The following is a 12,548-nucleotide window of genomic DNA, read 5'->3' on the forward strand; positions in this document are numbered from 1 at the left end:
CAATACATCATGCCTCGTTTTGATGACATCTACGCCAAGGACTTCAAGGAGACGCCTTACTGGTGGGAGGCCGCGGAACCGGAGACTGATCTCGATCCGCTGCCGGAGCGAGCCGACGTCGTGGTCATCGGCTCGGGCTATGCCGGGTTGAATGCAGCGACTCATCTGGCGCGCGCCGGGCGCTCCGTCGTCGTCATCGACGGTGACCGGATCGGGGAGGGAGCCTCGACGCGTTCGGGCGGGATGGTGTCGAGTGGCCAGAAGCTGGTGGTTAGTGGTGCGATCAAGGGAATCGATCCCGTGCTCTTCTCGCGCCTGATCGGCGAGAGCAACGAGAGCTTCGATTATCTGAAGATGCTGGTCGAGACGGAGAAGCTGGATGCGGGGCTTGCGCTCAGCGGCCGCTTTTTCGGCGCCCACGCCGTGGGCGATTACGAAACTCTGAAGCGGCATGGCATGCTTCTGGCGGAAAAGACCGGCGTGACCGCACATTTCCTCGATCGCGCGCATCAGCGATCGGCGATCGGTTCGGACTATTATCACGGCGGCATGGTGATCGACGAATATGGCGGTCTGCATCCGGGCAAGTATCACAAGGCGCTGCGCGACCGGGCGCGCGCCGCCGGCGTCATGCTGCGCTCGCATGCGCGCGCGGGTATGGTGCAGGATGGTACGAAAGGAGAGAAGATCGTGCCGACCGCTCGAGGTGCCATCCGGGCTGCCCACGTGGTCGCAACCACAAACGGTTACACCGCCGCCGATGCGACGCCTGGCCTCGCCAGCCGTATCGTGCCGGTCAAGAGCTATCAGATTGCCACCGCGCCGCTGCCGGCCGATCTCTTGGCCGAGCTCGTTCCGCAGGCCCGCATGGTGTCCGACACACGCCGTGATTTGATCTACGCCAGGCCGTCGCCTGACGGGACACGGCTTCTGTTCGGTTCACGCCCGGGCATCTTCGACATGCCCGACAAGCTGGCCGCGAAGCGGCTTTATGCGCGCATGTTGGCCATCTGGCCGCAGCTTGCGGGCGTGAAGATCACTCATGCCTGGAGCGGGCGCGTGGCCATGACCGTCGACAAGATAGCCCATCTCGGGGCTCGCGACGGCGCGGATTTCGCGGCTGGTTGCAATGGCAACGGTGTCGCGCTGATGACCTTTCTCGGCTACCAGACAGCACGCAAGATTCTCGGCGAGCAGAACATGCCATCGGCCTTCGATCGCGAGACATTCACGGCCGTGCCCTTCTATTCGGGCAAGCCCTGGTTCGTGCCGCTCTTTGCCGGCTGGTATCGCCTGCGCGATTTCCTCGACCGTCCGGGACGCTGAGCCCGGGCGGCACATCCGGCCCGGCTCGCCTTCCGCGTACCCGTTTCAAGGAGGACCACGTGTCCAGGATTATTCCTGATCTTGTCGTCGCGCCGCAGGAGCTGCCTGCGCATGTGGACGTCGTCGTGATCGGCGGCGGCATCATCGGCGTGTCGACCGCGCTTTCGCTGGTTGAGCGTGGCGTCTCCGTTGCCCTGTGCGAAAAGGGATTGATCGGAGCAGAGCAGTCGTCGCGAAACTGGGGCTGGGTACGCCAAATGGGGCGCGATCCGGCCGAGTTGCCGCTCGCGATCGAGAGTCTTCGGCTCTGGCGTGGCATGAACGAGCGTATCGGCGGCGAAACCGGCTTTCGGCAGGCCGGCATCGCCTATCTCTGCGACACGGATGCCGACGTTGCGATGTATGACGAGTGGTTGAAACACGCCACGTCCTTCGATCTCGACTCTCGCTTCGTAAGGGGCGAGGCGCTGAAGACGCTCATGCCGGGTATGGCGAAACCGTTCCGTGCCGCGCTGCATACGCCGAGCGACGGCAAGGCGGAGCCGTTTATCGCCGTCCCTGCAATCGCGCGCGGCGCGGCCGCGAAAGGGGTGCATATCCTCACCAACTGCGCGGTCCGTTCCATCGAGCGATCGGCGGGCAGGGTGAGCGGCTGTGTCACCGAGCGCGGCGAGATCCGCTGTTCGTCCGTCGTGCTGGCGGGAGGGGCTTGGTCGCGCCTCTTCGCCGGCAACATGGGCATCGATCTTCCGGTCCTGAAGATCCTCGGCAGCGTCGCCCGCGTTTCTTCGATCGAGGGCGTTCCGGATTTTGCCGTTGGTGCAGGCAACTTCGCTTTCCGCCGCCGTCTGGATGGAGGGTTCACTGTCGCCCAGCGCAACGCGAACGTCGCCCCGATTACGCCGGACAGTTTTCGATTGTTCTGCGACTATGCGCCGACGCTCATCAAGAGCTGGAACGAACTGACGCTTCGCATCGGCGGTCAGTTCGTTCGCGAGGTGAAAATGGCCCGCAGCTGGAAGAGTGATGAGGTTAGTCCTTTCGAGCATGTCCGCATTCTTGATCCCGATCCGTCGCTGCGGTTCGTCCATGGCGGCGTCACCCATCTGTGCGAAGCCTTCCCGGCGTTCCGCGACGCCAGGATCATGCAAATGTGGGCTGGCCTGATGGATGTCACGCCGGATGCCGTTCCAGTTATCGCGCCGGTCGGCTCCGTTCCAGGCTTCTATCTCGCGACCGGCTTCTCGGGCCACGGCTTCGGTATCGGTCCTGGCGCCGGCGCCCTGATGGCCGATCTCGTGACCGGTTCGACGCCTTGCGTAGATCCCGCACCCTTCCGGATGGAGCGCTTCAAGCGCTTGAAGAGGGCCGCCTGATTTTTGATGCCCACGCCAAACAAGGTGTAGTCGTCACGGGAGCTCTTCTCGTGGCAGACGGCGGCGGCCGGTCTCCCACACACAGTCGCGCTGTCTGATGCGGGCAATCTTGCTGGCACGGGAGAAGCGAGCCCAGCGTGCGCTTGTGGCGAAAAGCGTGTTTTGAACTGACGGTCTGAAAATATCTGGTCGTCTCTGCGTCGGATGTCGACGACGCGTCTCCGCCGGAGCGCTGCTGATCGGCGCACAATCGCCAACTGTGTTCAAGTCCGGCGAAAATAACATCATGTTAGGTTTATCGCATAACTGGGTAATTGTGTTAGCCCGGCGAAAGCCTATTGTCGCGACCAATCGGATACCCATCGGCAGTGACAAGCGCTCGCGGAAGTCGGCAGAGCGCCCGGAGAATGCTGCCCAATTTCTAGCGAAGCCCGACAACGGGACGTCAGCAAACCCAGTGGAGGAATTTTCTGCGATGACCACGACTCGCACGATCCGTCACATGAGTCAGTCCAGGAAGGCCGCTGCCAGCGGCTGGATCGGTTCGGCTCTCGAATATTATGACTTCTTCATCTACGCGACCGCCGCGTCGCTGATCTTCCCGCAAATCTTCTTCCCGTCGGAAAATCCCACCGTCGCCATCGTCGCATCGCTGGCGACCTATGGTGTGGGATATGTGGCCCGGCCGATCGGGGCCTTCGTCCTCGGACATTGGGGCGACACCCATGGCCGCAAGACCGTTCTCATCGTCTGCATGTTCCTGATGGGCATCTCGACGATGGCGGTGGGTTTTCTGCCGACCTATCAGCAGGTCGGCATCCTGGCGCCGATCCTGCTCGTCATCCTGCGCCTTGTGCAGGGATTTGCGGTGGCCGGTGAAATCTCCGGCGCGAGCTCGATGATCCTGGAGCATGCGCCGTTCGGCCGGCGCGGCTTCTATGCCAGTTTCGCCCTTCAGGGCGTGCAGGCCGGACAAATCCTCGCGGCAGCCGTGTTCCTGCCGCTGGCGGCCTATATGCCGACCGACGCATTCAATAGCTGGGGATGGCGGATTCCGTTCCTGCTCAGCTTCTTCGTCATTGTCGCAGGCTACATCATTCGTCGCGAAGTCGACGAAACCCCTGCCTTTGCGCAAGAGGGCGCACGGGGAGAAACGCCGCGGTCGCCCATTGTTCAGGCCATCAAGCTGAGCTGGCGCGACATGCTCAGGGTCATCTGCATGGCTCTGATGAACGTCATCCCGGTCGTTGCGACCATCTTCGGTGCGGCCTACGCAGTGCAGCCGGCCTATGGCATCGGTTTTGCCAAGGACGTCTATCTGTGGATCCCGGTCCTCGGAAATATGCTGGCCATATTCGTCATTCCCTTCGTCGGCAATCTCTCCGACAAGGTCGGTCGCAAGCCTCCGATCATCGTGGGCGCGCTGCTCTCAGGCTTGCTTGCCTTCGTCTATCTCTATGCCATCAGCATCAGGAATGTGCCGCTGGCGATCCTGGTGTCGCTGCTGATGTGGGGCGTCGTCTATCAGGGCTACAACGCCATCTTCCCGAGCTTCTACCCGGAGCTGTTTCCGACCCGCACGCGGGTGTCGGCGATGGCGATCTCGCAGAACATCGGAACGACCATCACCGCGTTGCTTCCGGCCCTGTTTGCGACCGTGGCGCCTCCCGGCTCGGACAATATCCCCTTGACGGTGGGAGCGATCGCCTTCGGTATCACTGTCATCGCGGCGCTGGCGGCCGTGACGGCCCGGGAGACCTATCGGGTCAGTATCGACGATCTCGGCAATCCCAAGGCCGTTCCGATGCCGCGGGCCGACTATGAGCGGCAGCGTGCGGAGGCGGCGAGCGGTGCGGCCGCAATTCCGACCTGAAGGGCACGCAAGGAGCCTGCCGCTGCGATCGATGATGTTTGCAGCGGCAGGGCTCGATGCGTTACTTGAGTCCTATTCGAACTCCGTGCGCGCGAGCGCGATCATCATGAGGTCAAGGGATGAACCCCGTTGTTGTTGCTGTCGCCATCACCGGCTCCGTTCCGCGCAAGAAGGACAATCCCGCGGTGCCGATCTTGCCCTCCGAGCAGATCGAGTCGACGCAGGAGGCCTTCGAGGCCGGCGCCACGCTTGCCCATATCCATGTTCGCAACGATGACGAGACGCCGTCCTCCGACCCCGCGCGCTTCGCGCAGGTGCAGGAGGGGATCAAAAAGCATTGTCCGGGGATGATCGTTCAGTTCTCGACCGGCGGGCGGGGCCGCGATCCCTCGGCGCGGGGATCATCGCTTTATCTGAAGCCGGACATGGCCTCGCTGTCGACAGGATCGGTGAACTTTCCGACGATCGTCTACGAGAACGGCGCCGCCCTGGTCGAGACTCTCGCGACCGGCATGAAGACAAATGGCATCCGTCCGGAAATCGAGATCTTCGATCTGTCGCATCTACACGGTGCGCGGCGTCTGATCGAGGCGGGGCTGATGGACTCGCGCCCGCACGTGCAATTCGTCATGGGCGTCAAGAATGCGATGCCGGCCGACGAGCATGTCCTCGACATCCTCCTGGGAGAGCTGAAGCGGCTGATCCCGACAGCGACGTGGACGGCGGCCGGGATCGGACGCCATCAGGCCGAGGTCATGGGCTGGGCGCTTGCGCGCGGCGCCGACGCGGTGCGCACCGGGCTCGAGGACAATATCAGGATCGACAAGACCCGCCTGGCCGCCAGCAATGCTGAGCTCGTGACCATCGCCGGCGAGGCTGTCGCGCGCCACGGCCGGCGCGTCGCGACCGCGGCCGAGGCGCGATCCTTGCTCGGGCTCGCGGGGTAGGGGCTACTGCCTCCTGCTGACATGCTCCCGGCCGCCTTCTGCCATTCAGCGGCCGGCGTTCCGCTGCGCCAGGACTTCCGTTATCAAGACTCCCGCTATGACGTGTCTGTGCGCACGCATGCAGCTGGGGCAGGCGACGATCGGAATGCGGTTCTTGAAATCTGACGGCAGGCTCATCGGGGTCCTGCTGGTGCTTGCAATCACCCAGCTCATTGGATGGGGCACGATCGGCCTTCCGCCGATCGTCGGCCGTGACCTCGCGGCCGATCTCGGCATGAGCCTCCCGATGGTGTTTGCGGGCACCTCGACGCTCTATGTCACCATGGGCCTGTGCGCGCCTTGGCTCGCCAAGGCTTTTGCGCGGCACGGCGCACGCAAGGTGATGATGGTGGGCACCGTCGTGGCCGTGCCGGGCTATGTCCTTCTGTATTTTGCGCACGAGCCGATGCTCTATTTCGTGGCCTGGGTCATCCTCGGCATGGGCGGCAGCGCCACGCTGTCGACCGGCGCCTATATCATGCTCAACGAGGTCGCCGGGCGACAGGCCAAGAGCGCGATTGGCGCGCTCATGCTGGTGACGGGACTGTCCGGCAGCATCTTCTGGCCGACCACCTCGTTCCTGAGCGGCCATTTCGGCTGGCGCGGCACCTGCCTCGTCTACGCCGCCATGCTGTTTCTCGTTTCGCTTCCGCTTTATGCTTTCGCAACTCCGCGCCGGGCCGTCGCGAAGGAGGGAGGCACCGTTCCCGCAAAACAAGCCAACGCGCTGTCGATTCCGCGGAGCACGTTCGGCCTCGTCGTCGCCGCGATCACCGTCAATGCCTTCGTCACTTTCGGCCTGAGCGCCGTTTTCATCGAATTGCTGCGGGCCGAGGGGCTGGCGCCGGCGCAGGCGATCGCCTTCGGCTCGATGCTCGGCGTGATCCAGGTCAGCGCCCGCGGGCTCGACTTCCTCGGCGGCGGGCGCTGGGACGGCATCACGACGGGGCTTGTCGCTGGCACGGCGCTGCCCGTGGCCATGCTGCTCTTGATGCTGAGCGAGGGGGCGACCTGGGCGGTCGCGGTCTTCATCCTGCTCTACGGCGCCGGCAGCGGCGCCATGGCGGTGGCGCGGGCGACGATACCGCTGGTGTTCTACGACCAGGCCGAGTTCGCCAAGGCGTCGTCGATGATCGCGCTGCCGCTCAATCTGGCCTCCGCGATCTCGCCGCCCGTTCTTGCCGGCCTGCTCACCCAGTACGGCAGCCGCGGCGCGCTCGGTCTCACCTTCGTCTGCTCCTGCGCAGCGGTGCTGATCCTGGTTCTGCTCGGCCGCCGCCGACCGCAGGTGGCCGCGGCCGGTGTGGTGTGAGGTCGGCGGCACGTCGGTTGCCGCGAGTTGCCGGTCGCTTCCTATTCGTTTTCACCGAGTGTCGCCCGGCCGCCACAGCAAAAGCGGGGGGAACCCGCTAGAGTTGGAATCGTCAATCCCATGGGCTGGAATATGCAATGAAACGCACGCTGATCTGCCTCGCCGCGCTGGCCTGCTCCGCCGTCGCTGCGGATGCTGCCGACTTGCCCGTTAAGGCAGCGCGCTCTGTCGCCGTGTCGCCCTTCGCATGGACTGGCTTCTATGCAGGTGTCCAAGGTGGTTACGCGTGGAGCCAGGATCGCACTGTCGAATTCTTCTTGGGCGGGCCTCCGACCGGCTTCACGCATGGGTTCCGCGCGGCCGGCGGCTTCGGCGGTGTCCATGTGGGCTACAACCATCAATTGGACAGGCTCGTTGTTGGCCTTGAGGCCGATGTAGACGTGGGCCCGGTGAACGGCGGATTTAACATCCCGTTTTTCCGATACGACGCGCGCAAGGAGTGGGAGGCCTCCGTTCGCGGACGGCTCGGCTTTACACCGACTGAGCGCCTGCTGCTCTATGTGACGGGTGGCTTGGCGTTCACCGAGCTGAAGTACCGGTGGACGTCGACATTGGCAGTTCCCACGGTGGATGCCGACATTTCGAAGACCGGATGGACCGCAGGCGTCGGCGGAGAAGCGGCGCTGACCTATCGGGTTACGGCGCGCCTGGAATATCGCTATAGCGATTTCGGCACGTCCCGTTTCGACTGGCCCGACGTCGGGAGCTACGAGCAGCATCCTCGCTTCCAGTCCGTGCGCGGTGGAATCAGCGTCAGGTTCTAGCCGTCATCAGCGGCGCGGATCGCCGTGGCGGAGCGCCGGCGCAGGCGTGATAGCCGTGGCGCGGAAATTCGCCCGCCGCAGGGCCGCTCCTGCTGCCGGGCGATGGATAGCCGTATGCCCCGAACGCAGTGCTCAGAACTCCAAAATGGTGTATCCGCAGGGAGCGCGGCCAGGGCTTAAGGCCGCCGCGCCAATATCAGTTCCCGGAGGAAATCGACATGTCGGCCTTGCCGCTCTCAGGCATCAAGATCCTTGACCTCACCCGCGTGCTGGCCGGGCCCCTGTCGGCCCAGATGCTGGGTGATCTCGGCGCGGAGGTGATCAAGATCGAGCGGCCGGGCACCGGCGACGACGCGCGCGCCTTCGGCCCGCCTTATCTGACCGACCCCGAGGGCAAGGCGAACAACAACAACTCCTTCTATCTCTGCGCTAACCGCAACAAGAAGTCGGTCACCGTCAACATCGCCAAGCCCGAGGGGCAGGCGATCATCCGCGCGCTCGCCAAGGACGTCGACGTCTTCATGGAGAACTACAAGGTCGGCGACCTCAAGCGCTACGGCCTCGACTACGAGACGATCAAGGCGATCAACCCCGGCATCATCTATTGCTCGGTGACCGGCTTCGGCCAGACCGGCCCCTACGCCCCGCGCGCCGGCTATGACGCGATCCTGCAGGCGATGGGCGGCCTGATGAGCGTCACCGGCCATATCGACGGCGAGCCCGGCGAGGGTCCGATGAAGGTCGGCCCGTCGATCGTCGATTACATGACCGGCATGAACACCTCGATCGGAATTCTCTCGGCGCTGTACCATCGCGACGCCAATGACGGGCAGGGGCAGCACATCGACGTCTGCCTGTTCGACACCGTCATCGCATCGCTGTCGCACTGGCTGCAGATCTACCTCGTCAACGGCAAGATGCCGCCGCGCCGCGGCACCTGGGGCAATGGCGGCATGCCGGCCGGCGTGTTCCGCTGCACCGACGGCGAGCTGATGCTGGTGGTCGGCAATGACGGCCAGTTCCAGCGCACCTGCGCCGTGCTCGGCGAGCCCGAGCTCGCCAATGACAAGCGCTTCGTCAAGAACAACGACCGCGTCGTGCACGGCAAGGAAATCATGGCGATCTTTGCCGGCCTGTTCCTGAAGCAGCCGGTGGCCTACTGGCTGGACAAGCTGGAGGAGGCCGGCGTGCCGTCGGGGCCGATCAACAATTTCGAGCAGGTGTTTTCCGATCCGCACGTCCAGTCGCGCGGCATGCGGGTGAAGGTCGACCATCCGTTCGAGCCCGATCTGTCGCTGATCCGCAACGCGCTGACCCTCTCGGAGACCCCGATCGAGACTTATCGTGCTCCGCCGCTGCTGGGCGAGCACACCCAGGAGGTGCTCGGCGGCAAGCTCGGCTATGATGCCGGCAAAATCGAGCAGCTGAAGCAGCAGGGGATTATCTAGCTTCGCTTCCTGATCCTCCCAGGGCGTGCCGGCGAAGACCAATGCGGAGTTGGTCGCGCATGCGACAGCGATCCTGACCAGCCTGGGAGCGACGGTTGCGACCACGGACGACGCGCGCGCCATGTTCGGCCTTGCCTGAGGCTTGCGCGCAATCCCCAGATAAACCCGGTCCGTACCCGCACAGGCTTCCGCTTTGCGCGCGACTCTGATGCGATCCTCCTGACGCAAGTCCGGGAGGGAACGCATGTCCTACACGATCGGGTTTCAGGCCAAGGACCAGAAGGCAATTCTGGCGACCGAGGCAGCAACGGCCAATCAGGCCGTCGCCATCATTGCAGCGCTGCGGCAAAGCGCCGACGAGATAAAGTTCATCCGTTCGCCCCAGGAAGGCGAGATGGGCATCGAGATGCTGCTGCTGCTCGCCAAGGAAGAGGCCGAGGAGATGCCGCAGCGGGTGTAAGGCACGATCCGGAAAACTGCGCAGCGGTTTTCCCTCGCGACAAACGCGGAACGGGTTTGCGCGGAGATCATGCTCAAACAAAAACTAGAGCGCGATCTCATCGCGCTTTAGGCTCGCAGCCACACTTCGAGCTTAAGCGAAGCATGCCGGCTGCAAAATAATGTAGCAAGGCGCCAGTCTCGCTCGAACCGAAGGTGGCTGCCGATGAAACGCGAAGCGCTCCGCGTCGAACCGATCTCGTCCTTTCTCGACCGCGTCAAGGCGCCGACCTCGCCGGTCACGCGCGCCGGCAACATGATCTTCGTCGCCGGCCTGCCGCCGTTCGACCCCGAGACGGGCGAGATCGGGGGGATGCCAATCGCGCGGCAGAGCGAGATCATCATGGAGCAGATGAAGCTCTGCCTTCAGACGGCAGGCGCCTCGCTCGACAATGTCATGAAGTGCAACGTCTACTGCACCTCGACCAAACACTTCGCCGTCTTCAACGCGATCTATGCGCGCTATTTCCCGATCGATCCGCCGGCGCGCATCTTCGTCTGCACCCCGGAATGGTTCGGCCCCTTCGACGTCGAGATCGACTGCATCGCGATGATGTGAGGGGGATTTCCGCGGCCCATCCTTCGAGGCGCCCGCTTGAGGCGGGCGCCTCAGGATGAGGACGGAGCGCGCGGCTTAGATTCAACGGGCAACAATGCCGATTAGCCTCATCCTGAGGAGACCGCAAAGCGGTCGTCTCGAAGGACGAGGCGTGCACGAGAAATCGATCGAGCTCATTCGTCAGCGCGCGTCTCGCGCGAGTAGGCGCGCGGGCGCCTTCGTCTCGGTCCGCCCCGCCGTCAGCGCCATCGTCGCGACGCTGACGACGCGCGCGACGACGTCCTCGACGTCGTCGAGATCGCATTTGCCTTCCGACAGCTTCGTCAACCGCTCGCTCTCGCGGATGGTGTGGTGCGCCATGGCGAGCGCGAAGTTCAGGCCCCAATAGATATCGACGTCGCTGCGGTCGGGCAGGGACCGTCGCATGGCGCCCGCGAATTTCCGCAAATGGTCGATCTCGCGGTTCTTGATGCGGCGGATCGGCGGCACGGATTCGATCGAGGCGCGGATCATGAAGCGCGCCGCGGTGGATCGCTGGTTTTCCGGACCAAGGCAGCCGCGCAAGGTCGGGCCGACCAGGGCGCGCAAGATCACCTCGATCGGCGCACGACCGCCGCCTTGTTCTTCCGCGGCCTTCAATTCGCGCAGGCGTTCGCGGTTGGTGGCGATCGAGCGCGAGACGAACAGCTCCGCGATCAATTCGTCCTTCGAGCCGAAATGATAATTCACCGCCGCGAGGTTGACGTTGGCCTCCGCGACGATGTCGCGCAGCGTCACGTCGCCAAAGCCGCGATCGGCATAAAGCCGTTCGGCGGCGGCGAGAATGGCAGACCTCGTATGATCGCTGGCCATGGATGCCCCTCGGGGAGGGAGTTGCAATTCAAACACTTGTATGAAACTATCGTTTGAAGGCCGGAGAAAGTCAATCCGCAATCGAGACTCGTTCGCAACGCGCGAGCCGGTTCCGAGGCGTCCGCAAGCATTCGCGCTTGCGGGGCGCGTGCGGCGGGAGGACAGTCCGGCGCAAAACAGCTTTGCAAAGAGAGACCGAGGAGCGTCCCATGGATTTCGATCTGTCCCCCAAGCAGAAGGAATGGCTCGACCGCGTGCAGTCGTTCATGACCAAGCACGTGCGTCCGGCGGTGCCGATCTATAACGAGCAGGATCACAGCGGCGAGCGCTGGAAGGTGATCCCGGTTCTGGAGGACCTCAAGAAGAAGGCGAAGGCCGAAGGCCTCTGGAACATGTTCATGCCGCCGAACGAGCATGAGGACGACGAATTCCGCGGCGCGGGATTGACCAATCTCGAATACGCGCTGCTGTCGGAGCAGATGGGCCACATCTCCTGGGCTTCGGAAGTGTTCAACTGTTCGGCGCCCGACACCGGCAACATGGAAGTGTTCATGCGCTACGGCTCCAAGGAGCAGAAGCGCAAATGGCTGCGTCCGCTGATGGACGGCGAGATCCGATCGGCGTTCCTGATGACGGAACCGGCGGTCGCCTCGTCCGACGCCACCAACATCGAGACCAGCATCGAGAAGGATGGCGATCACTACGTCATCAACGGCCGCAAATGGTGGTCGTCCGGCGTCGGCGATCCCCGCTGCAAGATCGCGATCCTGATGGGCAAGACCGATTTCAAGGCGGCCAAGCATCAGCAGCAGTCGCAGATCCTGGTTCCGCTCGACACCCCCGGCATCAAGGTCGAGAAAATGCTGCCGGTGTTCGGCTTCGACGATGCGCCGCACGGCCACGCCCAGGTGCTGCTCGAGAACGTGCGCGTGCCGAAGGAGAACATCCTGCTCGGTGAAGGCCGCGGCTTCGAGATCGCGCAGGGCCGCCTCGGTCCCGGCCGCATCCATCACTGCATGCGCACCATCGGCAAGGCAGAGGAAGCGCTGGAGAAGATGGTGAAGCGGCTGATGTCGCGCACCGCCTTCGGCAAGAAGATCGTCGAGCACAGCGTGTGGGAGCAGCGCATCGGCGAGGCCCGCACCAACATCGAGATGACGCGTCTTCTCTGCCTCAAGGCTGCCGACATGATGGACAAGGTCGGCAACAAGACCGCGCAGGCCGAGATCGCGATGATCAAGGTCGCAGCCCCCAACATGGCGCTGAAGATCATCGACGAGGCGATCCAGGCCTTTGGTGGCGCAGGCGTTTCGGACGAAGCGGGTCTTGCCAAGGACTACGCCGGCATCCGCACGCTGCGGCTCGCCGACGGTCCGGACGAGGTGCACAATCGCGCCATTGCAAGGCTCGAAGTTCGGAAGTATGCCAATTCTCCCAAGCATTAAGAGGGAGAGCCCTGCGGCGCTCCCGACTTGAAAAAGACGACAGGGCTGA

At 63.7% G+C, this 12,548-nt stretch carries 12 protein-coding genes; 11 read left to right on the forward strand and 1 reads right to left on the reverse strand.

Annotated features, from left to right (window positions below; all coding sequences use genetic code 11):
- Positions 1-9: 9 nt before the first annotated feature.
- From AB7290_RS16620 to AB7290_RS16665, 10 genes are all read left to right on the forward strand, one after another.
- Positions 10-1,326 carry an NAD(P)/FAD-dependent oxidoreductase gene (locus tag AB7290_RS16620; RefSeq protein ID WP_085405394.1) on the forward strand — a complete coding sequence of 439 codons (1,317 nt, stop codon included), beginning with the start codon at positions 10-12 and terminating at the stop codon, positions 1,324-1,326.
- 59 nt (positions 1,327-1,385) lie between these two features.
- Positions 1,386-2,702: an NAD(P)/FAD-dependent oxidoreductase gene (locus AB7290_RS16625; protein WP_085405395.1), complete on the forward strand. Its 1,317-nt coding sequence runs from the start codon at positions 1,386-1,388 to the stop codon at positions 2,700-2,702.
- 475 nt (positions 2,703-3,177) lie between these two features.
- Positions 3,178-4,575 carry an MFS transporter gene (locus AB7290_RS16630; protein WP_085405396.1) on the forward strand — a complete coding sequence of 466 codons (1,398 nt, stop codon included), beginning with the start codon at positions 3,178-3,180 and terminating at the stop codon, positions 4,573-4,575.
- Positions 4,576-4,694: 119 nt separating this feature from the next.
- A complete protein-coding gene (locus AB7290_RS16635) occupies positions 4,695-5,522 on the forward strand; it encodes a 3-keto-5-aminohexanoate cleavage protein (protein WP_085405397.1) in 828 nt (275 codons plus the stop codon).
- Positions 5,523-5,667: 145 nt separating this feature from the next.
- On the forward strand, positions 5,668-6,873 hold the full coding sequence (locus tag AB7290_RS16640; protein ID WP_085405572.1) for an MFS transporter: 1,206 nt from the start codon (positions 5,668-5,670) through the stop codon (positions 6,871-6,873).
- Between the two features lie 137 nt (positions 6,874-7,010).
- Positions 7,011-7,697: an outer membrane protein gene (locus AB7290_RS16645; protein ID WP_085405398.1), complete on the forward strand. Its 687-nt coding sequence runs from the start codon at positions 7,011-7,013 to the stop codon at positions 7,695-7,697.
- A 218-nt stretch (positions 7,698-7,915) separates the two neighbouring features.
- The gene (locus AB7290_RS16650) at positions 7,916-9,145 is read left to right on the forward strand and encodes a CaiB/BaiF CoA transferase family protein (RefSeq protein ID WP_085405399.1); all 1,230 of its coding nucleotides are present in this window, start codon (positions 7,916-7,918) and stop codon (positions 9,143-9,145) included.
- Positions 9,146-9,170: 25 nt separating this feature from the next.
- On the forward strand, positions 9,171-9,284 hold the full coding sequence (locus tag AB7290_RS16655; protein ID WP_085405400.1) for a 3-keto-5-aminohexanoate cleavage protein: 114 nt from the start codon (positions 9,171-9,173) through the stop codon (positions 9,282-9,284).
- Between the two features lie 105 nt (positions 9,285-9,389).
- Positions 9,390-9,605, forward strand: coding sequence for a hypothetical protein (locus AB7290_RS16660; RefSeq protein WP_014494475.1), 216 nt, complete (start codon positions 9,390-9,392; stop codon positions 9,603-9,605).
- Between the two features lie 204 nt (positions 9,606-9,809).
- Positions 9,810-10,202: a RidA family protein gene (locus AB7290_RS16665; protein WP_085405401.1), complete on the forward strand. Its 393-nt coding sequence runs from the start codon at positions 9,810-9,812 to the stop codon at positions 10,200-10,202.
- A gap of 180 nt (positions 10,203-10,382) precedes the next feature.
- On the opposite strand, the gene AB7290_RS16670 is transcribed toward AB7290_RS16665, so the two are convergent.
- Positions 10,383-11,054 (reverse strand): TetR/AcrR family transcriptional regulator, encoded by a 672-nt coding sequence (locus AB7290_RS16670; protein WP_085405402.1) that lies wholly within the window; start codon positions 11,052-11,054, stop codon positions 10,383-10,385.
- Positions 11,055-11,263: 209 nt separating this feature from the next.
- Here AB7290_RS16670 and AB7290_RS16675 point away from each other — a divergent pair, with 209 nt between their 5' ends.
- Complete coding sequence (locus AB7290_RS16675) at positions 11,264-12,499, forward strand: acyl-CoA dehydrogenase family protein (RefSeq protein WP_063982561.1); 1,236 nt, start codon at positions 11,264-11,266, stop codon at positions 12,497-12,499.
- Positions 12,500-12,548: the final 49 nt, after the last annotated feature.

Origin of the sequence: Bradyrhizobium sp. 613_E4_N2_2, assembly GCF_052075995.1 — a bacterium.
Lineage (GTDB): Bacteria > Pseudomonadota > Alphaproteobacteria > Rhizobiales > Xanthobacteraceae > Bradyrhizobium > Bradyrhizobium barranii.

Bases quoted from the DNA above. Each gene is read 5' to 3' on its own strand.
- AB7290_RS16630 (WP_085405396.1), top strand. From the start codon at position 3,178: ATGACCACGACTCGCACGATCCGTCACATGAGTCAGTCCAGGAAGGCC.
- AB7290_RS16635 (WP_085405397.1), top strand. From the start codon at position 4,695: ATGAACCCCGTTGTTGTTGCTGTCGCCATCACCGGCTCCGTTCCGCGC.
- AB7290_RS16645 (WP_085405398.1), top strand. From the start codon at position 7,011: ATGAAACGCACGCTGATCTGCCTCGCCGCGCTGGCCTGCTCCGCCGTC.
- AB7290_RS16650 (WP_085405399.1), top strand. From the start codon at position 7,916: ATGTCGGCCTTGCCGCTCTCAGGCATCAAGATCCTTGACCTCACCCGC.
- AB7290_RS16620 (WP_085405394.1), top strand. From the start codon at position 10: ATGCCTCGTTTTGATGACATCTACGCCAAGGACTTCAAGGAGACGCCT.
- AB7290_RS16675 (WP_063982561.1), top strand. From the start codon at position 11,264: ATGGATTTCGATCTGTCCCCCAAGCAGAAGGAATGGCTCGACCGCGTG.
- AB7290_RS16670 (WP_085405402.1), bottom strand. From the start codon at position 11,054: ATGGCCAGCGATCATACGAGGTCTGCCATTCTCGCCGCCGCCGAACGG.
- AB7290_RS16660 (WP_014494475.1), top strand. From the start codon at position 9,390: ATGTCCTACACGATCGGGTTTCAGGCCAAGGACCAGAAGGCAATTCTG.
- AB7290_RS16665 (WP_085405401.1), top strand. From the start codon at position 9,810: ATGAAACGCGAAGCGCTCCGCGTCGAACCGATCTCGTCCTTTCTCGAC.
- AB7290_RS16640 (WP_085405572.1), top strand. From the start codon at position 5,668: ATGCGGTTCTTGAAATCTGACGGCAGGCTCATCGGGGTCCTGCTGGTG.